The sequence below is a fragment of the Winogradskya humida genome (genome assembly GCF_016862215.1).
Classification (GTDB): Bacteria; Actinomycetota; Actinomycetes; order Mycobacteriales; family Micromonosporaceae; genus Actinoplanes; species Actinoplanes humidus.
This window is the reverse complement of record NZ_BOMN01000064.1, coordinates 1-23,642: the sequence shown is the minus strand read 5'-3', so window position 1 is coordinate 23,642 and position 23,642 is coordinate 1. Positions and strand designations below refer to the sequence as shown.

Below are 23,642 nucleotides of genomic sequence, written 5' to 3'. Positions count from 1 at the left end.
GGGTCTTCGCTCAAGAGCGCGGGCTACCGTGGGGTCGTGCAGGCACTCGAACTCGCCGACTACCGCGCAGCGGTGGCCCGCAACTATCTGACCGCGATCGACCTCGCCGATTTCCGCGCCCAGCGGGACAAACTCTTCGCGAACCACCCGCAATCGGCGATCCCGCGAGGCGCCCCGTTCGACGGTTTGAAGTACTACCCGCCGAACGACGAATTCGTGGCCGAGGCAGACCTGCGCGAAGCCCCGGGCAGCATCGACATCGACACCGGCGGCCCCGACGGCGTCTGCCACTACACCCGCGCCGGCATCCTCGACACCCCGTGGGGCGAGCTGTCACTGTGGTGGCTCCAGTCGTACGGCGGCGGCCTGTTCCTGCCGGTCCGCGACGCGACCAGCGGCCCCGAGACCTACGGCGGCGGCCGCTACCTGACCGACACGGTGAAGGGCACCCATGGCCGGGGCGTGGAGATGCTCACCCCGACCCGGGCCCGCCTCGACTTCAACTACCTCTACAACCCCAGCTGCGCGTACGACGACGCGTGGCTCTGCCCGCTCGCCCCACCCGAGAACACCCTCGAGGTGGCCATCCGAGCCGGCGAGCTGAAGTATCACTAGGCGCTCTTGAACAGGTCCAGGACGCTCTGCGGGGTGTCGGGACCGAAGAAGCGCTCGAAGTCGCGGGCGGCTTCGGCGGACTCCGCGGCGCTGCGGGGGAAGAGCCCGGCCTCGTATTCCGTGAGCGCGGCCTCGACGTCGCCGGGGTGGGCGGCGATGGCCCTGCCCAGCTCGGCGCCGTCGTACATCGCCAGGTTGGCGCCCTCGCCGTTCGGGACCTGCAGGTGCGCGGCGTCGCCGAGCAGGGTCACGCCCGGCACCCGCTCCCACCGGTGCTCCATCGGCAGGGTGTGCAGCGGGCGCAGGACGGGCGGCGTCTCACCGTCGGTGATGAGCGCGGTGAGCTCCGGCGCCCAGCCCTCGAACTCCGCGGCGACCCGCGCGGCCGTGACAGGGGCAGCGTCGAACCACTCCTGTGGCCGGGTGAGCGACACGTAGGTGTGCAGGACGCCGTTGGCCTCGCGGTGCGCCTGGATCCCCTTGCCGGGGACGGTCGCCATCATCGCGCCGGTGCCGACGGCCTTCGCACTCGCGGCGTGCCGCTCGTCGGCGTCGTAGAGGTACGTCTCGACGAACGAGGTGCCGACGTATTCCGGCTGCGCCTCGGACAGCAGGGGACGCACGCGTGACCACGCGCCGTCCGCCCCGACCAGCAGCTCGGTGATCGCGGTCGTCCCGTCGGCGAACGTCAGCTCGTGCCGCCCGGCGCCGATCGCCTGGATCGCCGTGACCTTGTGCCCCCATTTGATCGTGCCCTCCGGCAGGGAGTCGATCAGGAGCTGCCGCAGGTCGCCGCGCAGGATCTCGGGCCGGTGACCGGAGCCGTCATCGGGCTCGTCGAACAGCGTCGACCCGTCCGGGCCGAGGATCCGCATGGCCTCGCCGCCCTCGTGGATGTGCTTGCGGAACTCCTCGAACAGCCCGGCCGCCTTGAGCGCGAGCTGCCCGTTCTGCTCGTGGATGTCGAGCTGCCCGCCCTGGGTGCGCGCCGCCGCCGAGGCATCGCCCTCGTAGAGGGTCACCGGGATGTTGTGCAGGTGCAGAACGCGGGCGAGCGTGAGTCCGCCGAGGCCGGCGCCGACGATGGTGATCATGGCATTTCTCCTTCTATGGATCGCTGTTCCATAGCTAGCTTGGAACGCTGATCCAGTTATGTCAAGATGGTGGCATGGCGGCTAAGACGAAGAACACAGAACGGCGCGAAGACGCCCTCTCCCGGGAGCGAATCATCGCCGCCGCCATCGAGATCCTCGACGCCCGCGGCGAGAACGGTCTGACCGTTCGCGCCCTGGCCGCGCACTTCACCACGGGTCTCGGCGCGATCTACTGGCACATGTCGAGCAAGGCCGACATCGTCGCCGCGGCCACCGACGCGGTCCTCGCCGGTCCGGCGGCGGCTGCCCCGCCCGACCCCGGAGACGCCATCCGGGCACTCGCGCTACGCGTGTTCGACTCGATCGACGACCACCCGTGGGCCGGCGCGCAGCTCTCCCGCACCGCATCCCAGCCGACCACGCTGAAAATCTTCGAAAGCATCGGCCTGCAGGTCCAAGCCCTCGGCGTCCCCGCCGCCGCCCAGTTCAACACGGCCTCAGCGCTGCTGAGCTACATCCTCGGCGTCGCCAACCAGAACGCCGCCCTCGCCCAGTCAGCCGAACCGGGCACCAACCGCACCGCCGTCCTCGAAGGTGTCTCAGCCATGTGGACAGACCTCGACCCCACCCACTTCTCCTTCATCCGCAGCATCGCCCCCCAACTCCGCGACCACGACGACCGAGCCCAGTTCCTCGCCGGCATCGACCTCCTCCTGGCCGGCATCCAGGCATCGGCCACTTCCTGAGGCCGACTTCTCGAGGCCGGCGTCACCGCATCGGGCGGTACGCCCCATGCTCGCTGACCGGCCGGTATGCCCCATCTGTCATCGCGGCGTGGAATCCGGCCAGCAGCCCATCCGCCTCGGGCAGGTCCAGCGCCTTCCGCACCCGCGCCCGCGCCTCATCCAGCGGCAACCAGCCATCGCCCCGCGTGTCCCACTCACGCCGGATCTCCTCGTCGCACTCCTCCAGCCAGGCCCGCATCCCGTCCCCGAGCGGCCGCGCCAGCGCGTCCTGCAAGGACGGCAACCCGACGATCAACCCCAGCGACTCCCGCAGGGTCGACGCGATCAGCCCACCCTCGCCATACGCGCCCGCATAGACAACCGCCCCACCCGCGGCCAGCATGAACGTCCCGCCGGCGTCATCCCCCGCGATCGGTGTCAACGTCCCGCCGCCGGGCAGGTGCACGTCCTCCATCGGATCGGTCCGAGCCAGGTCGAACCCGAACTGGTCGGTCAGCACCTCCGCCAGCCACGGTGTAGCCCTGATCGTCTCCAGCAGGTCGGTCATGGCGCAGATCGTAGGCCGCAGAGCCGTGGGGCCGCAGGGCCGAATGTTGCGCTGGGAGACGAGTTGCGACAACTTTGTGCGGTGCTGTTCGTCAAGTCCGGTCGATCGTGTCTGACGGCAGAACCTATGTCTATCGGCCAGACGTGATTGGCCCGCGTTTGACACTTGACGCCGCACGAGGTTGCGCCAATGCGGATTTCAGCGCAACTTCTGCCCGTGGCCAGGTCCCGCGGCCAGGTCCCGCGGCCCAGTGCGGAGAACCCTCGGCTGACCCCATGGTGGTAGCCGCCCGGCGAGCGGTCCAAGCCGGCCACTCATAGCCACGACGTCGGCGTTGTCCGGTGTCCGGATGGACTCTCATGGTTCGCATCGACGGGCGTCAGGAGCAGTCGAAGCGGTAGTCCACCGGGCGGTCGTCGCAGCGGGTGCAGACGAAGAGATAGATGCCGCCCGCGTCGCCCAGCATCAGCCCGGCCGGGTTCTGCTCGCTTTCGGGACGGCCGTTGGTCCAGCGCTTGTTGTCGTCACGGTCGAATTCCCAGCCGGTCACTGTCAGGAGGTGCTCCATGGGGGCGCCGCAGGAGCAGTCGGGCCAGTCGGGCGACTGGGTCCAGCCGGGATAGCCGCCGGCCTTGGTGCCCGGGGCGACGGCCAGTTCGGATTCGTATTCCCAGCCGGTGTCCTGCTTGACCTGCTCGATCTCGTCGCGGATCTGTAGCCAGACGTCGCGTGGCAGGTCGAAGGTGGGATATTCGGTCACCCGCTCGGGGCTCAGGACGCATGGCGAGGGGACGAACTCCGGCGAGGATTCCTGGTCCGGTGCCGGTATGGAGAGCAGCCGGGGCCCGACGTCGGCCGACCGGCGCCATCGGACCTCCGGGCGGGGAGAGCTGAACGGGTCGTGGTCGAAGGGGCACCACAGCACCTGCAGGACGTCGGTGCCGTCCGGGAACGGCAGCTCGGGAACGTCGCCGGCCAGGAGCTGCAGCACCGGCACGAGTGGCGCCTCCGCTTCGCCCGGCGAGTTGTCGTAGTGGTCTTCGCCGAGCGGTCCGTCGCAGGCCGGCCAGGGTTCGTCGGCGGGCCAGAGCAGGGGGCCGCCCATCGAGCTCTGGTCCGCCACCGGGTGGCCGGGCCGGGGGTTCAATCTGACCGTCGTCCGGGCGTACGGTTCGAGCGCTGGGATGGTGGGGAGCACCGGGTGATCGTAGTCAGGCGGGGTAGGCCGTGGCTTCGGTGGCTTTGAGGCTGGCCCAGACCTCGCGGCCGGGTTCGAGTCCTAGCTGGACCGCCGCGGCCGAGGTGACGTCGGCGGCCACCTGGATCGGGCCGGTCAGCTCGATGCGCAGCGCGTCGCCCTGGCGGGAGACGGCGGTGACCGTGGCCGGCCAGGTGTTGCGGGGGCTGCCTTCCGGGCGGACGTTGTAGAGCGCGACCGCCGAGGGCGGGAACGCCACGAAAGCATCTCCGGTGAAGGCGTCGGCCACGGTCAGGGTGAAGTCGCCGGCGACCCGGACCGTGCCTTCCGAGGCGTGGCCGCGGTAGAGGTTGAGGCCGACGAGCCGGGCCACGTAGTCGGTGCGGGGCTGGGAAGTGATCGTTGCCGCGTCGCCGGTCTGGACCACGCGGCCGTCCTCGAGGATGACCAGACGGTCGGCGAGCATCATCGCGTCGAGCGGGTCGTGGGTGACCAGGACCGTGGGGCCGTTGTGGGCGCCGAGGTGGCCGCGGAGGTGGGCGCGGGTGTCGAGGCGGGTGCGGGCGTCGAGGGCCGCGAGGGGTTCGTCGAGCAGCAGGAGCTTCGGGTCCGTGGCGAGCGCTCGGGCCAGGGCGACTCGTTGGGCCTGTCCGCCGGAGAGCTCGCGGGGCTTCTTGCGTACATGATCGGAAAGACCGACCCGGGTGAGCAGGTCGGTGGCCTGGACCCGTGACTCGGTTTTGGAGACGCCGCGGCAGCGGGGGCCGAAGGCGACGTTGTCCAGCGCGGACAGGTGAGGGAAGAGCAGGTAGTCCTGGAAGACCACGCCGATGTGGCGGTGCTCGGGGGCGTCGCGTTCGATGCGGCGGCCGTCGAGGGTGATGTGGCCGTCGTCGAGCCCGATCAGGCCGGCCAGGGCGCGCAGGGCGGTTGATTTGCCGGCGCCGTTGGGGCCGAGCAGCGCCACGACCTCGCCCGGGCCGGCGGTGAGCGTGGCGTCCAGCGTGAAGCCGTCGCGCTTGACCACCAGGTGCGCGTCGAGGCTCATGTGACACCGACCCATTTATCCCGCAGCGTTGCCAGGATGACGACCGAGACCACGAGCAGGACCAGGCTCAGTACGATCGCCGCGTCCAGATCCTGCTCCAGCGCGAGATAGACGGCGAGCGGCATGGTCTGCGTACGCCCCGGGAAGTTGCCCGCGAAGGTGATCGTCGCCCCGAATTCGCCGAGTGCCCGCGCCCAGCAGAGCACCGCACCCGCTGCGACCCCCGGGGCGATCAGCGGCAGGGTGACCCGGCGGAACGCCGTCCAGCGGCTCGCGCCGAGCGTCGCCGCCGCCTCCTCGTAGCGGGAGTCAGCGCCGCGCAGGGCCCCCTCGACGCTGATGACCAGGAACGGCATGGCCACGAACGCCTCGGCGACCACCACGCCGGTCGTGGTGAACGGCAGGGTGAAGCCGAACGTCGTGTCGAGCCATTCGCCGACCAGCCCGCGGCGGCCGAAGACCAGCAGCAGCGCGACGCCACCGACGACCGGCGGAAGGACCAGCGGCACGGTGACCAGCGCCCGGACGAACCTGCGGCCCGGGAACGTGGTCCGGGCCAGCAACCAGGCGAGCGGCACGCCCAGAATCAGGCACACGATCGTCGCCAGTGTCGCCGTGAGCAGCGACAACCGCAGCGCGGCCAGGATGCCGGGCTCGGTCAGCCGCTCGGGCAGCGTCGTCCAGGGTGCCCGGATCAGCAGGCCGGCCAGGGGCAGCACGAGAAACGCCAGCCCGGCGATCGCGGGGATCGCCAGGGCCAGCGGTACCCGGCGGTGCGGCGTGCTCAGGGCTTCTGGAACCCCGCGTCGGCCAGCACCTGCTGGGCCTGCGGGGTCTGGACGAACGCGACGAACGCGCTGGCGCCCGACGGGTTGGTGGCGTCCTTCAGCGCGACGATCGGGTAGTCGTTGATGGCCTGCGCGGACTCGGGGAACTCCACGCCGTCCACATCGGCCGTGGCCGCCTTGGCGTCCGTGCGGTAGACCAGCGCGGCGTCGACCTCGCCCAGCTTCACCTTCGCCAGCGCGGACTTGACGTCCTGCTCCAGCGTGACCGGCTTGACCGTGACGCCGCCCGCGGCGAGCGCCTTCTTGGCGGCGGCGCCACAGGGCACCGCCTCGGCGCAGAGCGCCACCTTGAACTCCGGCTTGGCGAGGGCGGCCAGCGAGGTGATGCCCTTCGGGTTGCCCTTGGGTACGGCGATCACGAGCTGGTTTTTCACGAAAGTGACCGGCTCGCCGCTGGTGTCGCCGGCGTCGGTGACGGTCTTCATCGTGGCGGGGCTGGCGGAGGCGAACACGTCCGCGGGCGCGCCGGAGGTGATCTGCGTGGCGAGCCCGGAGCTGCCGCCGTAGGAGAACGTGACCTCGGCACTCGGGTTCAGCTGCTCGAAGAGCGTGCCGATCTTGTCGAACGACTCGGTCAGCGACGCGGCGGCGAGCACCGTCACCTTCCCGGTCGTCGCGGCACCGGCACCGGCCGCTGCGCTGCCGGTGGAGGCCGGAGCGGCCGATTCGTCATCGGAGCCGCTGGAGCAACCGGTCGTCACCAGGACGGCGGCCAGGGCCACCGCAGTCAGGAAGGTCTTCTTCATCTGTCGTCCCCTCGTTCCACGAGCACCGTCGTGGACTTGATAACTGCCACTGCCACCGAGCCGACCTCGAGACCGAGGTCGTCCACCGCTTCACGGCTCATCAGCGACACCACCCGGAACGGGCCGGCCTGGATGTCGACCTGTGCCATCACCGCGTCGCGGGTGATGGCGGTGACGATGCCCCGCATCCGGTTGCGCGCCGACGAGCGCCGGCTGGACGAGTCGGGCTCGTCGGCCAGCGACCGGGCGAACGCGGCCAGGTCGGCGCCGGCGATGCTGCGGTGCCCGTGCTCGTCGCGCACGGAGTCGAGGCGGCCGGCGTCGGCCCAGCGGCGGACCGTGTCCACGCTGACGCCGAGCAGTTCGGCTGCCTCCCCGATGCGGTATGTCGTCACGATCGTCAGCATAAGGGCCGCAGATGCGAGGTCCCTACGTTGTCTGGCCTAGTAGATGCAGCTCACTTTCGAGGAGCCCGGTCAGATACGTCGCGCGTTCGCCGTCCCGGGGCTCGCCGCGGCTGGGGCATTCGGTGACCATCAGCGTGTAGAGGTGCATGCGGTAGAGCGCGAGCCGGGTGCGGGCGGCGTCGTCGAGCACCAGGCCGGTCGCGGCGGCGTACCCGCGCAGGAACGGGTTGTCCGGCTCGTCCTCGATCCGGCGGAACAGCGCGGGGGAGACCAGGTCCAGCAGCGGGTCGCCGTAGAGATAGCGCTCGCCGTCGACGAGTCCGGTCAGGACACCGTCGTGCGCCAGCACGTTGCCGTCCCAGAGATCCCAGTGCAGCAGCGCCGGGCGGGTGACCGTGGCGAGGCATGCGCGGTGCCGCTCGACCGTCTCGGCGATGCCGGAGGGTAACCGCACCGACCAGTCCCGGGCGTCGGCGAGCAGATCGTCCACGATCGCGGCGAACGCCGTCGGCCAGTCCGCGCCGGACGCCCGGGCGCCGGTGTAGCCGAATCGTGACCCGGTGAGGTCGTGGACCCGCGCGATCGTCGCGCCGAGCTGCTCGCGGACCCCGTCGGTGTTGTCCAGTTCGGTCAGCGGTTGTCCGGGCAGGAGGGTCACCGCGAGCCAGTCGTCGGCCAGGTGCAATACCTCGGGTACGGGCGCCAGGTCGCGTACCCGCTGGTAATAAGCGCTTTCGGCGGCGAGGAGACCGGCCTCGTACCGCAGCAGCCGGGCCTCGGGAGCGGCGGCGGTCTTGACGACGATCTCGCGTCCATCGGTCAGGGTGGCCCGCCACACGGCGGCGAACGTGCCTCCGGACAGCTCGCTTGCTTCCCGTACCGATGCCCCCAAAACGGGCGCGATCCAGGTATCAAGGGTCCGTAGATCGAGGTCACGACGGGTAGGACTACGCATACGGCATTGTGCAACTCCGGATTGTGGGAAAACCTTGGGGTGCGGGGGTTCCAAGGAGGGGTACAGAGGCTGCATGAGAGTCCGTGACGAACGGCCAAGGTTGGCGGACCGGGGCCGGGGCATCACTGTCCGTAACACCCGCCCGGTGCCGATAACGCGCCCGGCTCACGCCGACGAACTGCCCGAATATCTGCGCGCCCTGCGACGGCTCGCGGACGCCGACGACCTGAGTACGGCGTACGCCGGATGCTCCATCGCCGTGGAGGTGGCGGGGCGCGTCGGCGACGGCGCGGGGCTCGCCATGGCCTACTCCCAGCGCTCGTCGGTGGCCCGGCGCCTCGGGGACCTGCCTGCCGCGCGGGGGGACGCCGAAGCCGCCGCGGAGTTGCTGGCGGTGTCCGGCGTCCCGCCCGGCAGTGCCGCCGGGGCGTTGCTGTTGTCGCGCCGGATCGCCGTACTCCTCGATCTCGGGGAGCCGGCGGCGGCGGATGCCCTGCTCGAGGCCGCCGGCCTGACCGGCGACCTGCCGGATGATCCCGAATATCTGTTGCTGCGCTATGTGCGCGGTCGTCTGCACGCCGCGTCCGCGCGCCCCGGCGAAGGGCTGGCCGACCTGTACCGCTGCGGCGAACGGCTGGCCGCACGCCGCTCCGACCATCCCGGCGTGCTGCCGTGGCGTTCGGCGGCGGCCTCCGTCCTCAAACGGCTCGGTGCCGCCGAGGCTGCCGAACGGCTGCTGGCGGAGGAGGTCGCGCTGACCCGGCGGCACGGGCTCGCCTCGGCGCTGGGCCGTGCGCTGCGCATCCAGGGCCAGGTGCTGCCCGGGGAGGCGGGGATGGCGGCGGCCGAGGAGGCGGTCCGGGTCCTGCAAGGTACGCCGCGCAAGTTCGAATTCGCGACAGCGCTCGTCGACCTCGGAGGTCTGCTCAACGGGGCGAGACGGCGGGCCCAGGCACGCCGGGTGCTGCGCGACGGACTGGAGTTGGCCGAGGCCTGCGGATCTCCGGCGCTGGTCGCCCGGGCCAAGCGGTACTACGGGGGCGCGACCGACCGTAGTTAGGTTAGCCTAGGCTGCATGACCGCCACCTCCCTGCTCCCGGTGCTCCGGCCGTATCAGCCCTTCGCGCTCCGCGTGGCGCGCACCCGGCGGCTGAGCCCGAGCTTCGTGCGGGTCACCCTGGCCGGGGAGGCGCTGGCGGAGTTCGCGTTCCACGGCTTCGACCAGCGGATCAACCTGCTGTTCCTGCCGGCGACCGAGGACCACGAGGCGTTCGCGCGCCAGGACGACTGGATGACCGAGGGCCGCACCTGTGGCGCGCCGCTGCGGGTCTACACCGTGCGCGCGTTCCGGGCCGCGCCGCTCGAGGTCGACATCGACTTCGTGCTGCACGGCGACACCTCGCCGGCGTCACGCTGGGCGGGATCGGCAGCACCGGGCGACCCGGTGGTGATGATCGGCGCGACGCACGGCCACCCGGTGACCGACGTGGCGTGGAAGCCGCCGGCCACCGCTGACCTGTTGCTGCTCGCGGCCGACTGCACGGCGCTGCCCGCGGCGGCGGCCATCCTGGAATCCCTCGACCGGCCGGCGCGCGCGGTCATCGAGGTCCCCGAACGCGACGACCGCCTCCCGATCGCGGGCGGCCACGACATCACCTGGCTCGTCCGCCACGACGGCGACCGGATCGAGCCGGTGGTCCGGGACCTGCTCGACACGTTCTCGCCCGGCGCGGCGCCGGCCCCGGTCTCAGCCGTGGCCGACGATTCCGGCGACGTCGTGTGGGACGTGCCGGAGGAGACGGCGGGCAGCTTCTACGCCTGGCTCGCCGGCGAATCGGGCACGGTCGTGTCGCTGCGCCGGCACCTGGTGGGGGAGTGCGGCATCGACCGGCGCGCCGTCGCCTTCATGGGATACTGGAAACGCGGGCAGGTCAGATAGCCAGGCCGGGTCAGATAGCCAGGGCAGGTCAGATAGCCAGGGCAGGTCAGATAGCCAGGGCTTCGCCGCGGGGCGCCCACTGGGTGTGCTCGGCGAACGCGCGGTAACGGTGCAGGGCGGCGAAGAGCCACCCCAGGCTGAGAATCGCCAGGATGATGAACGGGATCACGCCGCTGAAGGTGTCCCAGGCGGTGTGCATGGCGACGGCCCCGACGAACGTACCGATGAATGCCAGGACCTTTTTGCCGGTCGGGCTCGCCACCAGCGCCCACAGCGCACCGCAGGTCAGCCCGGTCCACGCGGTGTGCCCGGCCGGTGCGGTCAGTCCCCGCACGAACAGCGTCTCCTGCACGGCGCCGATGTTGCCCTCGGAGGACAGCAGCGCGCTGAAGCCGTACCCCATGGTCTCCAGAGCGGCGAATCCCATGCCGGAAGCGACCCCGATGACCAGCCCGTCCGAAGGCAGCCGCCGCCCGTGCCGCGCGAGCAGAAGGAACAGCAGAATCACCGGAACGATCATCTTGGCGGTTTCCTCGATGAGCGCCACGAAGAGCATCGGCAGCGCACCCAGCCCCCGCAACGCGTCGTACTCCAGCGTCCCCGCCACGACCACCCCGATGACCCCGCCGAAAAACGCGGCCGTGACCAGCGCGGACGCCGGCACCTGCCAGCGCCCGGTGCGGCCCTGCGCGAAAGTCAGGAACGACAACGGCACCACGGTCGCCCCGAGCAGCAGCAACGAGGGCACGAAGTTGGGGTTCTGCGTCCGCACCAGCGTGCGCAGCACGACAACATAGAGAACGAGGCCGATGACGAGCACGCCCAGCCAGGCCCACCGGCGGGATAGATCACGCATCCCCGGAGTCTCCCGCACGAGCGGCACAGTGCGCTACCGATCGTGGCGCGTCACTCCGTGAATTCGCAGAAGGACAGCGCCTTGTCGAACCGCCCGGCGGCGAGGTCCTCGTGCCGGATCAGGAACCGCCCGTTGGTGTACTCCTCGTGCGGCACGGCGAACTGGGCGAGCGGCACCCACTCCCGCAGCACCTCGTGCTCCGCTTTTCCTGACTTTTGCGCCAGCCCGGTCTCGGGGCTGTCCTGGGCCGAGTTCGAATAGCCCCCGATCAGGAAGCCGTCCCCGATCCACGGGATCCGCCCCGGCCACAGCCGATCCACGAGGGCGCTGAGCTCCTTGTGATGGGGCAGCCTGGTGATGAGGTCCTTCTCGAAGTCGGATCGCCACTCCGCCGGGCGGTCGAGCCAGTCCGGCAGATCCGGCTCCACCGAGGCGAACAGCTCGCGTTCCGGACCGACCAGGGGCTCCTCGCCGTACTCGTCGTATTCATTGGGCGGGATCTCGGTGACCTCTTCGCCCTCGCCGCCCGGGACGTACACGACCCGGGCGAACTTCTGCTCGTCCGCGATGGAACAGGCCTCGACCGCCGACGAGGCATCCAGGAAGAACAACAGCTCACCGGTCGCGGGAAGGGCCAGGCCCGCGATCCTCGGCAGGGCCGCACAATTGAGATTCCCCATGTACGCCATGGGCGCCCCCGGCCCCACGGACGGCCACGGCACCCCCGCCGGCAGACGCGGCATCCCACCGAACCGCCCGGCCAGCACGCCGTCAGCCCGATCCCCCGCGCGCACCCGGAACCGCAGGAGCTCGTCGGCGAACAGCGCCGCCTCGTCCGCCGGCACACCCAGCTCGCCCGCGGCCCCAACAAATCGATCGCGATGATTCATGGCCGACATGATGCCCGGCGCTGTCCACAAAGGTGATCCGGGCAGCGAGGGGTACGCCGTAACGGTGCCGTTTCGTCTATGCTGCCCGCACTGCCGTGCGAAGACACCGGCGAATATTCATGGGATGCACCGGCAAGATCGTCCAGGCCGATTACGCCGGCGTGGTGACGGCGACCAGGGAGGGCTACCCGGGCGTCGAGAACCTGTTGCTCTCCGCGGACGGGCAACGGCTCTTCGCCGCCTGGCCCGGCGGACATGCGATTGTCGCGCTCGACGCGGCGAACCTGAGTGAGGTCGCACGGTACGAAGTGGGCGCCGACGTCAGCCCGCACACCCTCGCCGCGGCCGGTGACCGGATCTGGTTCGGCTACCAGGCCGCCTCGGATGAGGGTGGCATCGGCTCGCTCGACCTGCGTGGCGAGAGCCCCGCGGTCACGCTGGACGACGGCGCGGAGAAGTGGGCCGACGCGCCCCGGCTCGCCACCGCCGCCAACCGGCCCGCGTCGACTTCTGGGCCAAGCCGGCCGAGCTCGCGCTGACCCCGGACGGCTCGACACTGCTCTACCCGTGGAACGACACGCTCGTGCCGCGGCGTACCTCGGATCTCGCGACCGTCGGCACGCCGTACGTGATGACGCACACCGCGGGCGCGGTGGATGTCGCGGTGGACGGGACGATCGCGGGTGGCAGCTGGGCACCGTACGACCCGGACGTGTGGGTCTTCACCGCCACCGGCGCGCCCGTGCGGTACTACGAGCTGCCCGACACCGGCAAGATGAGCTACACCTCCGACCCCCTCGGTTTCGGTGCGCTCGCCTGGACGCCGGAGGGCGACCAGCTGTTCGGGGTCGCGTACAACGACGTGGACGAGTACTCGCTGCGCCGGTTGACGACGCCGAAGAAGTCGGTGCCGCAGCTCACCCTCTCCGGACCGGCGTCGGCGAAGCGGGCCGTCGCGCTCACGCTGACCGGCACGGTCAGTTCCTCGCTGCCTGTGCCGGTGGGCGCGGCCGTGTCTGTCACCCGCATCGACCCGGAGACGCCGAACGGGCGCGCACTGAGCGCGGTGAAGACCGCGGCCGGGGGCAGGATCACGGTCAAGGACACGCCGCCTGCGGGCGGGAAGGTCACCTATCGGATCGGGTACGCCGCGGACACCACGCACGAGGCTGCCACCGCCACCTGGTCCGTGCAGGTCGCCAAGAGCACGCCGACCCTGACACTGAACCGTAAGAACAACGCCGTCTTCGCGTACGGAACGAAGGTGGCCTTCACCGCGCACCTCGGTGGTGCCTACAGCAACCGCACCGTGGCGATCTGGGCCGACCCGTACGGCACCGACCAGCCCAACAAGCTGGTCTGGAAGGCGACCGCGAACAGCAAGGGCGACGTCGCGGCCACCATCACCCTGACCCGCACCACCAAGGTGTCCGCGGTGTTCGCCGGGGACACCCGCATCGCCACGCGGACGGTCAGCATCACGGCCGAGACCAACGTGAAGGTCTCGCAGAGCGTCAAGGGCCACTACAAGACCGGCAAGATCGGCGCCACGAAGTACTACTACTTCCACGCGAAGAAGATCCCGCAGATCAAGACCACGATGACGTACTACAAGGGCCGCAAGCAGTACGTGATGGTCCAGTACTACGCCAAGGGCTGGAAGACCTGGGGTGACACGTGGGTCGCGCTCGCCGCGAACGGCACGTCGACGGTGACCGTCGTCGGCAACCATGACAAGAACGTTAAAATGCGCATCCGGGCCGAATACATGCCAGGAACGTACAACTCGGGTGACAGCCTCAACAACACGACGTACAGCGCTTGGACGAACTTCATCTTTACCAAGTGAGTTTGTGACCGCCGTTACCAATTCGGCGGTGGTGGAACAAAGCCGGGCGCGGGGCTCCTTGACGAAGTAGTGGCTGAAACTCGCACTGTGACCCCGCCCGACAACGATCTCTCTCCCGGAGAGCGGCTTCCGATGGGGCGCCGCTTCCGGATTGTCCTCGTGCTCGGCTTCCTCACGGCGCTCGGGCCGCTGACGATCGACATGTATCTGCCGTCGCTGCCCACGATCAGCACCGACCTGCACGCCAGCGCCGCCGCCGTGCAGCTCACGCTGACCGGCACGCTGATCGGGCTGGCGTTCGGGCAGCTGCTGGTCGGGCCGCTCTCCGATGCGGTCGGGCGGCGGGTGCCGCTGCTCGCCGGCATCGCGGTGCACATCCTGGCCTCGGTGCTCTGTGTCATCGCTCCGAACCTCGCCATGCTCGGGGCGCTGCGGGTGCTGCAGGGGCTCGGTGCCGCGGCGGCTGCCGTCATCGCGACGGCGATGGTGCGGGACCTGTTCGACGGGATGGCCGCGGCGCGGCTGTTCTCCCGGCTCATGCTGGTCGTCGGGGTCGCCCCGATTCTCGCCCCCACCATCGGTGGCCTGGTGCTGAACTGGACCTCGTGGCGCGGTGTGTTCGTCGTGCTGACCGTCGTCGGCACCGCGATCATGGCGGTCTCCGCGATCGTCCTGCCGGAGACGCTGCCGGCCGTCCGGCGCCGTAGTGGTGGCGTCCTGGGCACGGTCCGCGACTACGGGCGGCTGTTCAGCGACCGGGTCTACGTGGGTCTGATCCTGGTGGCGGGGCTGGCGATGGCGGCGCTGTTCGCGTACGTGAGCGGGTCGTCGTACGTGTTCCAGGACGGGTTCGGGATGAGCGAGCAGCAGTTCGCGTACGTCTTCGCGGGTGGTGCGATCGGCCTGATCGGCGCGACCCAGCTGAACGTCCGTCTCCTGCGCCGCTGGACCCCCCAGCAGATCATGAGCACCGCGCTGCTGGCCGGTCTCGGGTTCGGCCTGGTGCTGCTGGTCCTCGCCGCCACCGATGTCGGCGGCCTGATCGGCATCCTGATCCCGCTCTGGGCGACGCTGGCCATGGTCGGCCTGGTCATGCCGAACGCTCCCGCCCTCGCCCTGTCCCGGCACGGTGAAGCGGCGGGCACCGCGGCTGCCCTGCTCGGCGCGGTCCAGTTCGGCGTGGGCGCCCTCGCTGCCCCGCTGGTCGGCATGCTCGGCGTCGGCGCGGTCGCGATGTCCGTCGTCGTCTTCGGCGGCATGCTGGCCGCCACCGCGGTCTGCTTCCTGGTGGTCCAGCCGCACCGCCTCCCGGTCGAGCAGTCCGAGACGGTTGTAGCTCTGGTCCACTAGCAAGAACGGCGCGCCGGAGGGATCCGGCGCGCCGTTCTTTGCTATTGGGGGATCAGAACGGCGTCATGACGATGCCGGCCTGGCGGGGGTCGCCGTCGTGGACGAGCGACTCCTGGTTCTGGACGTCGTCGAACGCGAACGCGTACGCCTTCCCGTCGACCATCTGGTCGTGGATGACCTTCGCGTAGTGGTTCGACGGCTCGCCCTTGTAGAAGTCGGCCGCGCCGCCGCTCGGCTGGGTGTCGAGCGTGCCGAGCGTGGTGCGCTGCATCGCGGCGCAGAGCGTGCGGGCGATCGGGCCGACGACCAGGTCGTTCGGGGCGCCGAGCGCGCCGTCGCAGCCCCACACGTTGGCGGTCGACGGCTTGGTGAACGACGCGACGACCTTGCCGGTGGTGTCGGTGAAGTTCATGACGTTGCCGCTGGTCTTACCGGAGAACTTGTTGTTCGGCTGGTCGCCGAAGGGCACGACCGTCAGGGTCTTGCTGGTGTACGCGTTCCACGCCGAGTTGATGTACGGGTCCAGGTACGTCGCGCTCATCAGACCGGCGTCGGCGGCCTTGCCCGGGGCGAGGACGCGCAGGACCGTGCCGTCGGAGCGGGTGACGACGCTCTTCGCGAAGTCGGACTGCGCCTTGACCGTGTCGATGACCTTCTGCCGCCCGCCGGGCTTGAGCTCACCGGTCTTCGTGGTCACGCCGTTGCCGCCGAGGACGCTGACGATGTGCGGGACCGCGAACATGTCGACCTGCGAGCTGTTCAGGAACAGGCCGGAGTCGTTGAGCGTGAACTCGCTCCAGTCGAACAGGATGTCGTGGTTCGGGTCGGCGCTCGCCCACGGCGCGGGCTGCACGAGCCCGTCGTTGGTGAGCCGGAAGTCGAGCTTCTTACCGAACGACATGTAGAGCCGGCCGGACAGGTTCTTCGGCATCTTGATCGTGGTGCTGTCGCCGTTTCCGGGGCCCGCGATCGACACGTCGGGAGCGGGGACGGGGGTCGACGCGCCGCCGGTCCACGCGGTGAAGGCGCCGGCGCCGTTGACGTACCCCAGCTTGCCGGTGGTCAGGTTGACGCCCAGCAGATAGAGATAAACGGCGTCGGACCGGCCGGTGTTGTTGGTGACCTTGACCGGCAGCAGGTTGGAGGCCGGCGGCGGGTTCGGGTCGGTCGTCGGCGGCGTGGTGGGCGACGTCGTCGGCGGCTTGCTGGTGGGCGCGGTCGTCGGCGCCGTGGTGGTGGGCGCGACCGTGGGGGCGGTCGTCGGCACCTTGGTCGTGGGCGCGGTGGTCGGCGCGGTCGTGGTGCCGCCGCCCGAACCGCTGCACGGCTGGCCGTTGATCAGGCAGTTGAGCGGGGTGCCGCCGGAGCCGACGAAGCCGAAGGTGACCTTGCCGTCGACCGGGACGCTGCCGTTCCAGGAGCGGTTGGTGAAGGTGCGGTGCTGACCGCTGGCCGCCATGTCGGTTTCCCAGAAGCTGCCGATGGTGGAGCCCGCGGGCAGGTCGAACTCGACCTTCCAGGACGACATGGCCGACGGGCCGCCGTTACTGATGGTCACGTCGCCCTGCCAGCCGGAGCCCCAGTCGGAGGTCTTCGTGAAGGTCGCCGTCGTGGCGGACGCGGATGCCGGCAGGGCGATCCAGGCGGTCCCCGCCGCCGCCACCACGGCGGCGACGGTGAGGATGAGTGTTCGCTTGCGGCGCATGGGGGGAACTGCCTCCACTAGGGGGATGACAAGAGGTCCCGTAATTATTAGGACTCTTTACTGCATCGTCCCTAATTCAGACAGTCATTAAAGTTCCCCTAACCAGGGCGGCCCCTTCGGCCGCCCCAGCTGGGGTTTTCAGGCCCGTCGGAACTTCTGGTTCGCCGTTCCGGCGCAGTCCCAGAGCTGGAGCTGCGCGCCGTCGTTCGCGTTGTTGTCCTTGATGTCGACGCACTTGTTCGCCTGCGGGTTGACCAGGTCGCCCGCGGCCGAGAGCACGAACTGCTGAGCCGGGTTGCCGCTGCAGGTGACGATCTGGATCGCCGCGCCGTTCGCGGTCGAGCCCCACGCCACGTCAGCGCACTTGTTGTTCGACGTCTGCAGGGTGCCGTTCACGAACGTCCACTTCTGCGCGGCGCTGCTGTTGCAACCCCACATCTGCAGCAGTACGCCGTCCGAGAAGTTCGAGTTCGGCACGTCGACGCACTTGTTGTTCAGGTTGCTGACGATCGCGCTCGTGCTGCCGCCGCCGGAGGTGGTCAGGGAGAGCCCGTACGTGCCGAGGATCTCGTTCACCGGCTGGAACCAGGTCGTACCGCCGCTGGTGCAGTTGCCGGTCACGCCCGAGGTGACGCCCTGGGCCTGGTTGCCGGTGATGACCGAGCCACCCGAGTCGCCCGGCTCGGCGCACGCGCTCATCCGGCTCAGGCCGGAAACCGCGCCCTGCGCGTAATTCACCGTTTCCTCACGGCCCTGCAGGGTTCCGCACCGCCATCCTGTGGTACGCCCGGAGCGGCAGATCGAGCTCCCGACAGCCGCGTCCTGTGACCCGGCGACCGACACGACGCCGCCCGCGTAGTTGTTGACCCACGGCTGCGGAGTCCAGCTGCTGTTCGTCCGGATCCACGAGTAGTCGTTGCCCGGGAACGAGGAGCCGGCGAACGTACCCTGCGCGACGTTGTTGTTTCCCAGCGTCGGGCTGTTGACGCCGCCGCAGTGCCCGGCGCTGACGAAGCCGCCCGCGACCGAGAAGCCGACCGAGCAGAGCGTGTTGCCGTTGATCACGTACTGGTCGCCGCCGCGCACGTCATAGACGGTCTTCGGGGCTTCCGCGGCGGTGACGACCTCGACTGTTCCGGCGCCGCTGTCCTTGGCGAACTTGCGCGCGGCCGCCTCGGCGCCCGGCGCGGCCGTGACCACGACACTGTTGAGCGTGACGTCGACGTACCAGCTGCGGATCGCCGTACCCTTGGCCTTCGCGGCGCTGCGGTCGAGCTTGGCCCGTGCCGCCTTGAGATCGCCGGCGCTCCTGGTCACCACCTTCGGCACGGCACCCTCGGCGCGGACGGTGGCTGCCTGGCTCGCGTCGGTGACCGCGACGGTGAGGCGGTCGCTGCCCTTCGGGATCCACGCGCCGGCGTACTTGGCGCCGAGCTTGGCGGTGAGCCGCTGCTGGACGACGGGCGCGGCGGCCTCGGTGGCGAGCCGGGCCGCGATCTGGTCGTCGGTCAGGCCGAGGTCGCGGCGCATGGCGGCGGTCATGCCGGGCGCCATGTCGAAGGCCTGGGACTGCTTGGCTGCGGCATACGTCACTCCGGGTACGCCCGAAGCGAAAAGCAATGCCGCGGCGGTGGCGCCGAGCACCTTGAAAGCAGGGGACATGGGGGATGGGTCCCTTCCACTGTGCAGGGGATACGAGGAGGGAGAGCGCTCTTAAAATCGGAGTGTGTCGATTAATAACAAATCTGTCAACAAACCTTTTAGGTACGTTCCCCCGGTACCGGTTTCGTGCCCCCTCGCCGTTGGCGCGATGACGTGCAAGGCTGAACGCTGACCTGTAGGCGGAGCGTGGACGATCATGGAGTGGCTTGAATGGGCATGATCAAGGTGGTGGGGCTGGTCCTGCACCCCCGCCGGGACTGCGGGTCCGCCATCGACGCGATCGTGCGCTGGGCGGCCGCCCGCCACGTCACCGTGCTGGGCCTGCACGACGAGATCAGCCGGATCGACTGCGACGCCGAGGCGGTCACCGCCGAGGAGATGGTCGAGCGCGCCGGGCTGCTGGTCAGCCTCGGCGGTGACGGCACGATGCTGCGCACGATGCGGCTCGTCGAGGGGCGCAAGACCCCGGTGCTCGGCGTCAACGTCGGGCGGCTGGGCTTCCTCGCCGAGGTCGACCTGCCCGATCTGGCCGGGGCGCTCTCCTCGATCGACGAGCACCGGTTCACGGTCGAGTCGCGGACGGCCGTGCGGACGGTGCTGCCCGACGGCAAAGAGGTCTCCGCCTTCAACGACATCGCGCTCGTGCGGGTCCCCGGCGACGGGCTCGCGCACGTCGGCATCAACGTCGAGGGCAGCAACTTCGTGCGCTACGCGGCCGATGCCGTCATCGTCGCCACACCGACCGGTTCGACCGCGTACAGCTTCTCCGCCGGCGGCCCGATCGTGTCGCCCAACGTCGAGGGCCTGCTCGTCAGCGCCGCCGCCGCGCACTCCTCGTTCAACCGCTCGCTGATGCTCTCGCCCGACGAGCAGCTCGAGCTCGACGTCCTGCTCACCAGCGGCCGGCTCGCCATCGAGGTCGACGGCATCATCCAGGGCTACGCGGGCGCCGGCGACCAGTTGCGCATCGTCCCGGTCCCGGCAGCCGCCCAGGTCATCCGGTTCGGCCGCACCTCCTTCTACGAGCGGGCCCGGCGCAAGCTGCGGGTCGAGGGCAGTGCGCAGGTCGGCGGTGGCGACCCCGCCGACGCCGTGGTCGTCGACAGCTTCGAGCAGTCGCGCTACGAGGTCCTGATCGGCGGCGAGATGGCCGGCATGCTGCACTACCGGCGTCACGGCGAGGAGGTCGAGCTCGCGCACACCGAGATCGACCAGGCCTTCGAGGGCCGCGGGCTGGGCGGCCGGCTCGCCTCGGCGGCGCTGCACGACGCCCGTCGCCGCGGCACCCCGGTCCGGGTGACCTGTCCGTTCGTCGTCGGCTACGTCGAACGCCACCCCGAGTTCAGCGACCTGGTGGCCGCTACGAAGGAGACCGTCGCATGACCGCCAACTGCACCCATCTCGACAAGGCCGAGGACGTCACGCCGTCCGGGCAGGGCTGCGTGGAATGCCTGGCCTCCGGCGGCACCTGGGTTCACCTGCGCGTCTGCCGGACGTGCGGGCATGTCGGCTGCTGCGACTCGTCGCCCGGCAAGCACGCCACCGCGCACTTCCACCACGAGGACCACCCGCTCGTCTCGTCCTACGAGCCGGGCGAGGACTGGTGGTGGTGCTTCAGTGACGAGGTGGCCTTCAAGGTCCCCGATTCCCCCACGTTCACCTACGGCTGAGGACTCCCATGGGCCACCCCGCGATCCTGACCGTCGACGACGACCCCTCGGTCTCCCGGGCCATCGCCCGCGACCTGCGCCGGCGCTACGGCGAGAACTACCGGATCATCCGGGCCGCGTCGGCGTCCGACGCCCTCGACGCGCTCAAGGACATCAAGCTGCGTGGCGGCCGGGTCGCGGTGATCCTGGCCGACTACCGGATGCCGCAGATGAACGGCATCGAGTTCCTCGAGCAGGCGATGGACCTGTTCCCCAACGCGCGGCGGGCGCTGCTCACCGCGTATGCCGACACCGACGCCGCGATCCAGGCGATCAACGTGGTCGACGTCGACCACTACCTGCTCAAGCCCTGGGATCCGCCGGAGGAGAAGCTCTACCCGGTCATCGACGCGCTCATCGACGCCTGGCAGGCGACCGGTGACCGCGAAATCGAGGACATCCGGGTCGTCGGGCACCGGTGGAGCGAGCCGTCGTACCAGATCCGGGATTTCCTGGCGCGCAACCTCGTGCCCTACAAATGGTTCTCGGCGGACGAGCCGGAAGGCCGCCGCCTGCTGGAAGCCGCCGGGGTCGGCCCCGAGTCGATCCCGCTCGTGGTCACCACAGACGGCCGGGCCATGCACCAGCCGACCACCCTCGAGGTGGCCGAGGCCGCGGGCCTGTCGACCGCGCCCAACCGGGACTTCTACGACCTGATCATCGTCGGCGGGGGCCCGGCCGGGCTCGGCGCGGCCGTCTACGGCGCGTCCGAAGGTCTCAAGACGCTGCTGGTGGAGCGGTCCGCGGTCGGTGGCCAGGCCGGGCAGAGCTCCCGCATCGAAAACTACCTGGGTTTCCCCGACGGCATCTCCGGCGCGCAGCTCACCGACCGGGCCCGCCGCCAGGCCGGCAAGTTCGAGGCCGAGGTGCTCAACACCCGCGAGGTCACCGGGCTGCGCACCGACGGCTCGGCCCGGACCCTCACGTTCGCCGACGGCGGCGCGGTGTCGGCGCACTCGATCGTGCTGGCCACCGGTGTCGCCTACCGCCCGCTCGCGGCCGACGGCATCGCCGCTCTCACCGGCTCCGGGGTCTACTACGGTTCGGCCGCCACCGAGGGGCCGTCCTGCGCCGGCAGCGACGTCTACATCATCGGCGGCGCCAACTCCGCCGGGCAGGCCGCGCTCTTCTTCTCGCGCTATGCCCGCAGCGTCACCCTGCTCGTCCGCGGTGACTCGCTCGAGGCGTCGATGTCCTACTACCTGATCCAGCAGCTCAACCGGATCGACAACATCCACGTCCGGACCCGCTGCGAGGTCGTCGGCGCCGAGGGCGACGGGCACCTGCAGGCCATCACGATCTGCGACAGCAAGAACGGCTCCGTGGCCGCCGTCGAATGCGGCTACCTGTTCATCTTCATCGGCGCGGAGCCGCGCACGGACTGGCTCGACGGCGCGGTCGCGCGGGACGAGAAAGGCTTCGTCTACACGGGCCCCGATCTGCTCTCAAATGGCACCCGTCCAACGGGATGGGATCGGGACCGCGATCCGTTCTACCTTGAGTGCAGTGTTCCCGGCATTTTCGCCGCCGGCGACGTCCGGGCCAACTCGGTCAAACGGGTGGCCTCGGCGGTCGGCGAGGGCGCGATGGCCGTCACGCTGGTCCATCGTTACCTGGAGGCACAGTAAATGACCGACACCGAGGTCGAGGAGATCAAACTCCTGCCCTGTGAGCCCGGAAAACTCACCACGGCAGACCTGAAGACGCTGTTCCTCTTCGAGAAGCTCACCGACGAGCAGCTCACCTGGATCGCCGAGCACGGCTGCACCATGCACGCCCCCGCCGGCTCGCTGGTGCTGCGCGAGGGAGACCCCGCCGAGCAGTTCTTCATCCTGCTCACCGGCACGATCGCGCTCACCCGCCGGATCGGCCAGGACGACGTGCAGACCACCCGCACCGAGCAGCGCGGCGTCTACATGGGCGCGACCCAGGCGTACATCCGCGACGAGGGTGTCGAACGCAAGTACATGGCCTCCATGCGCGCCCTCGACGACGCCGACTTCTTCATGATGTCGGCCTCCGACTTCGGCTGGATGATGCGCGAGTGGTTCCCCATGGCGATCCACCTGCTCGAAGGCCTCGCCCTCGGCATGCGCAGCACCCAGGCCGCCATCAGCGAGCGCCAGCGCCTCACGGCCCTCGGCGCCCTCTCCGCCGGCCTGATGCACGAGCTCAACAACCCCGCCGCGGCCGCCTCCCGCGCCACCAGCGCCCTGCGCCAGCGAGTCGCCGGCATGCGCCACAAGCTGGGCATGCTCGCCGCCGGCAAGGTCCCCCCGGAACGCCTCGTCGCCCTCGTCGAGCTCCAGGAAGAGGTCATCGAGCGCGCGGCGAAGGCCCCCGTCCTCACCGCCATGCAGACCGCCGACCGCGAGGACGAGCTCGGCGACTGGATGGACGACCACAAGGTCACCGGCGGCTGGGACATCGCCCCCGTCTTCGCCCAGGGCGGCATCGACGTCGACTGCCTCGAGGAGATCGCCGCCAAGGTCGAAACCGCCGGCCTCCTCGACCAGGCCATCCACTGGATCGGCTACGCCCTCGAAACCGAGCAGCTCATGAGCGACGTCGAGGACGCCACCAGCCGCGTCTCCAACCTCGTCAACGCCGCCAAGCAGTACTCCCAGATGGACCGCGCCGCCCACCAGTGGATCGACGTCCACTCCGGCCTCGACAGCACCCTGGTCATGCTCGGCCACAAGATCGGCCAAGGCGTCAAGGTCGTCAAGGACTACGACCGCACCCTCCCCCAGATCCCCTCCCACCCCGCCGAGCTCAACCAGGTCTGGACCAACATCATCGACAACGCCGTCCAGGCCATGAACGGCGCCGGCACCCTCACCGTCAAGACCTACCGCAAGGACGACTACGTCGTCGTCTCCATCGGCGACACCGGCCCCGGCATCCCCGAAGCCCTCCGCAAACGCGTCTTCGAACCGTTCTTCACCACCAAGCCCGTCGGCGAAGGCACCGGCCTGGGCCTCGACATCTCCTACCGAATCGTCACCAACGGCCACGGCGGCGACATCATCGTCGAATCCCAGCCCGGCGACACCCGCTTCCTGGTCAAACTCCCCATCACCGAGCCCTCCTCCCGCTGACCGCAGCCCCCGCCGCCCCAGCCCCGCCCGCTTAACGCTGCGGGGTTGGCGGCGGGCTTTGCTCGGCGTGCTTGACGCTGCGGGGTTGGCGGCGGGTTTAGCTCGGCGTGCTCGACCCTGCGGCGTTGGCGGTGGGCTTTGCGCGGCGTGCTCGGCGTGCTCGACGCTGCGGGGTTGGCGGTGGGTTTAGCTCGGCGTGCTTGACGCTGCGGGGTTGGCGGTGGGTTTAGCTCGGCGTGCTCGACCCTGCGGCGTTGGCGGTCGGCTTAGCTCAGCGCGCCATCAGTAGGCCCAGCTAAGCGCGCCAGGCGGTGGGGACAGGTCAGAGCGCCAGGCGGCGGGATCGGCGGTCGGGCCAGCTCAGCCACCGCTCCGCT

Annotated in this window: 23 protein-coding genes; 11 read left to right on the top strand and 12 right to left on the bottom strand. The window is 70.0% G+C overall.

Annotation, left to right across the window (positions count from 1 at the left end; genetic code table 11):
- Window positions 1–36: 36 nt before the first annotated feature.
- Window positions 37–615: a DUF1684 domain-containing protein gene (locus Ahu01nite_RS25135; protein ID WP_203839083.1), complete on the top strand. Its 579-nt coding sequence runs from the start codon at window positions 37–39 to the stop codon at window positions 613–615.
- Here Ahu01nite_RS25135 and Ahu01nite_RS25130 read toward each other — a convergent pair.
- A complete protein-coding gene (locus Ahu01nite_RS25130) occupies window positions 612–1,709 on the bottom strand; it encodes an FAD-dependent oxidoreductase (RefSeq protein WP_203839082.1) in 1,098 nt (365 codons plus the stop codon). The two genes, Ahu01nite_RS25135 and Ahu01nite_RS25130, sit on opposite strands and share 4 nt — an antisense overlap.
- 74 nt (window positions 1,710–1,783) lie before the next feature.
- Here Ahu01nite_RS25130 and Ahu01nite_RS25125 point away from each other — a divergent pair, with 74 nt between their 5' ends.
- Entirely contained in the window at window positions 1,784–2,455 is a 672-nt protein-coding gene (locus Ahu01nite_RS25125) for a TetR/AcrR family transcriptional regulator (RefSeq protein WP_203839081.1), read from the top strand.
- Between the two features lie 22 nt (window positions 2,456–2,477).
- On the opposite strand, the gene Ahu01nite_RS25120 is transcribed toward Ahu01nite_RS25125, so the two are convergent.
- The 7 genes from Ahu01nite_RS25120 to Ahu01nite_RS25090 all read right to left on the bottom strand — a co-directional run bounded on the left by Ahu01nite_RS25120 (window position 2,478) and on the right by Ahu01nite_RS25090 (window position 8,204).
- Complete coding sequence (locus Ahu01nite_RS25120; protein ID WP_203839080.1) at window positions 2,478–3,002, bottom strand: hypothetical protein; 525 nt, start codon at window positions 3,000–3,002, stop codon at window positions 2,478–2,480.
- A gap of 379 nt (window positions 3,003–3,381) precedes the next feature.
- Entirely contained in the window at window positions 3,382–4,200 is an 819-nt protein-coding gene (locus tag Ahu01nite_RS25115) for a hypothetical protein (RefSeq protein WP_203839079.1), read from the bottom strand.
- Window positions 4,201–4,213: 13 nt separating this feature from the next.
- Entirely contained in the window at window positions 4,214–5,248 is a 1,035-nt protein-coding gene (locus Ahu01nite_RS25110; protein WP_203839078.1) for an ABC transporter ATP-binding protein, read from the bottom strand.
- Window positions 5,245–6,036: a molybdate ABC transporter permease subunit gene (gene modB / locus Ahu01nite_RS25105; RefSeq protein ID WP_203839129.1), complete on the bottom strand. Its 792-nt coding sequence runs from the start codon at window positions 6,034–6,036 to the stop codon at window positions 5,245–5,247. Before modB ends, Ahu01nite_RS25110 begins: the two co-directional genes overlap by 4 nt.
- On the bottom strand, window positions 6,033–6,842 hold the full coding sequence (gene modA, locus Ahu01nite_RS25100) for a molybdate ABC transporter substrate-binding protein (RefSeq protein ID WP_203839077.1): 810 nt from the start codon (window positions 6,840–6,842) through the stop codon (window positions 6,033–6,035). The genes modB and modA overlap by 4 nt, the downstream gene beginning before the upstream one ends.
- The gene (locus Ahu01nite_RS25095; RefSeq protein ID WP_203839076.1) at window positions 6,839–7,237 is read right to left on the bottom strand and encodes a TOBE domain-containing protein; all 399 of its coding nucleotides are present in this window, start codon (window positions 7,235–7,237) and stop codon (window positions 6,839–6,841) included. Before Ahu01nite_RS25095 ends, modA begins: the two co-directional genes overlap by 4 nt.
- Window positions 7,238–7,271: 34 nt before the next feature.
- Window positions 7,272–8,204, bottom strand: coding sequence for an aminoglycoside phosphotransferase family protein (locus Ahu01nite_RS25090; protein WP_203839075.1), 933 nt, complete (start codon window positions 8,202–8,204; stop codon window positions 7,272–7,274).
- Window positions 8,205–8,349: 145 nt separating this feature from the next.
- On the opposite strand from Ahu01nite_RS25090, the gene Ahu01nite_RS25085 reads away from it, so the two are divergent.
- Together Ahu01nite_RS25085 and Ahu01nite_RS25080 are read left to right on the top strand one after the other, a co-directional pair.
- Window positions 8,350–9,264 carry a hypothetical protein gene (locus tag Ahu01nite_RS25085; RefSeq protein WP_203839074.1) on the top strand — a complete coding sequence of 305 codons (915 nt, stop codon included), beginning with the start codon at window positions 8,350–8,352 and terminating at the stop codon, window positions 9,262–9,264.
- Window positions 9,265–9,279: 15 nt separating this feature from the next.
- A complete protein-coding gene (locus tag Ahu01nite_RS25080) occupies window positions 9,280–10,143 on the top strand; it encodes a siderophore-interacting protein (protein ID WP_203839073.1) in 864 nt (287 codons plus the stop codon).
- Between the two features lie 46 nt (window positions 10,144–10,189).
- Here Ahu01nite_RS25080 and Ahu01nite_RS25075 read toward each other — a convergent pair whose 3' ends face one another.
- Together Ahu01nite_RS25075 and Ahu01nite_RS25070 are read right to left on the bottom strand one after the other, a co-directional pair.
- Window positions 10,190–10,999, bottom strand: coding sequence for a PrsW family intramembrane metalloprotease (locus Ahu01nite_RS25075; RefSeq protein WP_203839072.1), 810 nt, complete (start codon window positions 10,997–10,999; stop codon window positions 10,190–10,192).
- Window positions 11,000–11,049: 50 nt separating this feature from the next.
- Window positions 11,050–11,889, bottom strand: coding sequence for a DUF1963 domain-containing protein (locus Ahu01nite_RS25070; RefSeq protein WP_203839071.1), 840 nt, complete (start codon window positions 11,887–11,889; stop codon window positions 11,050–11,052).
- 119 nt (window positions 11,890–12,008) lie between these two features.
- Here Ahu01nite_RS25070 and Ahu01nite_RS25065 point away from each other — a divergent pair, with 119 nt between their 5' ends.
- The 3 genes from Ahu01nite_RS25065 (at window position 12,009) to Ahu01nite_RS25055 (ending at window position 15,088) form a co-directional block, all read left to right on the top strand.
- Complete coding sequence (locus Ahu01nite_RS25065; protein WP_203839070.1) at window positions 12,009–12,428, top strand: hypothetical protein; 420 nt, start codon at window positions 12,009–12,011, stop codon at window positions 12,426–12,428.
- On the top strand, window positions 12,347–13,738 hold the full coding sequence (locus tag Ahu01nite_RS25060; RefSeq protein WP_203839069.1) for a hypothetical protein: 1,392 nt from the start codon (window positions 12,347–12,349) through the stop codon (window positions 13,736–13,738). Before Ahu01nite_RS25065 ends, Ahu01nite_RS25060 begins: the two co-directional genes overlap by 82 nt.
- A gap of 69 nt (window positions 13,739–13,807) precedes the next feature.
- Window positions 13,808–15,088 (top strand): multidrug effflux MFS transporter, encoded by a 1,281-nt coding sequence (locus Ahu01nite_RS25055; RefSeq protein WP_239159112.1) that lies wholly within the window; start codon window positions 13,808–13,810, stop codon window positions 15,086–15,088.
- A 52-nt stretch (window positions 15,089–15,140) separates the two neighbouring features.
- Here the strand turns inward: Ahu01nite_RS25055 and Ahu01nite_RS25050 are convergent, their stop codons facing one another.
- On the bottom strand, window positions 15,141–16,793 hold the full coding sequence (locus tag Ahu01nite_RS25050; protein ID WP_203839068.1) for a beta-1,3-glucanase family protein: 1,653 nt from the start codon (window positions 16,791–16,793) through the stop codon (window positions 15,141–15,143).
- 138 nt (window positions 16,794–16,931) lie between these two features.
- A complete protein-coding gene (locus tag Ahu01nite_RS25045) occupies window positions 16,932–18,455 on the bottom strand; it encodes a ricin-type beta-trefoil lectin domain protein (protein WP_239159111.1) in 1,524 nt (507 codons plus the stop codon).
- A gap of 210 nt (window positions 18,456–18,665) precedes the next feature.
- Between Ahu01nite_RS25045 and Ahu01nite_RS25040 the strand changes: the two genes are divergently transcribed.
- From Ahu01nite_RS25040 to Ahu01nite_RS25025, 4 genes are read left to right on the top strand one after another with little or no spacing between them, the layout of a single operon-like run.
- On the top strand, window positions 18,666–19,838 hold the full coding sequence (locus tag Ahu01nite_RS25040) for an NAD(+)/NADH kinase (protein WP_203839067.1): 1,173 nt from the start codon (window positions 18,666–18,668) through the stop codon (window positions 19,836–19,838).
- Entirely contained in the window at window positions 19,835–20,125 is a 291-nt protein-coding gene (locus tag Ahu01nite_RS25035; RefSeq protein ID WP_203839066.1) for a UBP-type zinc finger domain-containing protein, read from the top strand. Before Ahu01nite_RS25040 ends, Ahu01nite_RS25035 begins: the two co-directional genes overlap by 4 nt.
- Window positions 20,126–20,133: 8 nt before the next feature.
- The gene (locus Ahu01nite_RS25030; protein ID WP_203839065.1) at window positions 20,134–21,792 is read left to right on the top strand and encodes an NAD(P)/FAD-dependent oxidoreductase; all 1,659 of its coding nucleotides are present in this window, start codon (window positions 20,134–20,136) and stop codon (window positions 21,790–21,792) included.
- Window positions 21,793–23,265, top strand: a complete 1,473-nt coding sequence (locus Ahu01nite_RS25025) for an ATP-binding protein (RefSeq protein ID WP_203839064.1) — start codon at window positions 21,793–21,795, stop codon at window positions 23,263–23,265.
- The last annotated feature ends 377 nt before the right edge of the window (window positions 23,266–23,642 follow it).

Coding starts and splice junctions, on each gene's coding strand:
- Ahu01nite_RS25130 (WP_203839082.1), bottom strand. CDS start 1,709: ATGATCACCATCGTCGGCGCCGGCCTCGGCGGACTCACGCTCGCCCGC.
- Ahu01nite_RS25125 (WP_203839081.1), top strand. CDS start 1,784: ATGGCGGCTAAGACGAAGAACACAGAACGGCGCGAAGACGCCCTCTCC.
- Ahu01nite_RS25120 (WP_203839080.1), bottom strand. CDS start 3,002: ATGACCGACCTGCTGGAGACGATCAGGGCTACACCGTGGCTGGCGGAG.
- Ahu01nite_RS25110 (WP_203839078.1), bottom strand. CDS start 5,248: ATGAGCCTCGACGCGCACCTGGTGGTCAAGCGCGACGGCTTCACGCTG.
- modA (WP_203839077.1), bottom strand. CDS start 6,842: ATGAAGAAGACCTTCCTGACTGCGGTGGCCCTGGCCGCCGTCCTGGTG.
- Ahu01nite_RS25090 (WP_203839075.1), bottom strand. CDS start 8,204: ATGCGTAGTCCTACCCGTCGTGACCTCGATCTACGGACCCTTGATACC.
- Ahu01nite_RS25080 (WP_203839073.1), top strand. CDS start 9,280: ATGACCGCCACCTCCCTGCTCCCGGTGCTCCGGCCGTATCAGCCCTTC.
- Ahu01nite_RS25075 (WP_203839072.1), bottom strand. CDS start 10,999: ATGCGTGATCTATCCCGCCGGTGGGCCTGGCTGGGCGTGCTCGTCATC.
- Ahu01nite_RS25070 (WP_203839071.1), bottom strand. CDS start 11,889: ATGAATCATCGCGATCGATTTGTTGGGGCCGCGGGCGAGCTGGGTGTG.
- Ahu01nite_RS25065 (WP_203839070.1), top strand. CDS start 12,009: ATGGGATGCACCGGCAAGATCGTCCAGGCCGATTACGCCGGCGTGGTG.
- Ahu01nite_RS25050 (WP_203839068.1), bottom strand. CDS start 16,793: ATGCGCCGCAAGCGAACACTCATCCTCACCGTCGCCGCCGTGGTGGCG.
- Ahu01nite_RS25045 (WP_239159111.1), bottom strand. CDS start 18,455: ATGTCCCCTGCTTTCAAGGTGCTCGGCGCCACCGCCGCGGCATTGCTT.
- Ahu01nite_RS25040 (WP_203839067.1), top strand. CDS start 18,666: ATGGGCATGATCAAGGTGGTGGGGCTGGTCCTGCACCCCCGCCGGGAC.
- Ahu01nite_RS25035 (WP_203839066.1), top strand. CDS start 19,835: ATGACCGCCAACTGCACCCATCTCGACAAGGCCGAGGACGTCACGCCG.
- Ahu01nite_RS25030 (WP_203839065.1), top strand. CDS start 20,134: ATGGGCCACCCCGCGATCCTGACCGTCGACGACGACCCCTCGGTCTCC.
- Ahu01nite_RS25025 (WP_203839064.1), top strand. CDS start 21,793: ATGACCGACACCGAGGTCGAGGAGATCAAACTCCTGCCCTGTGAGCCC.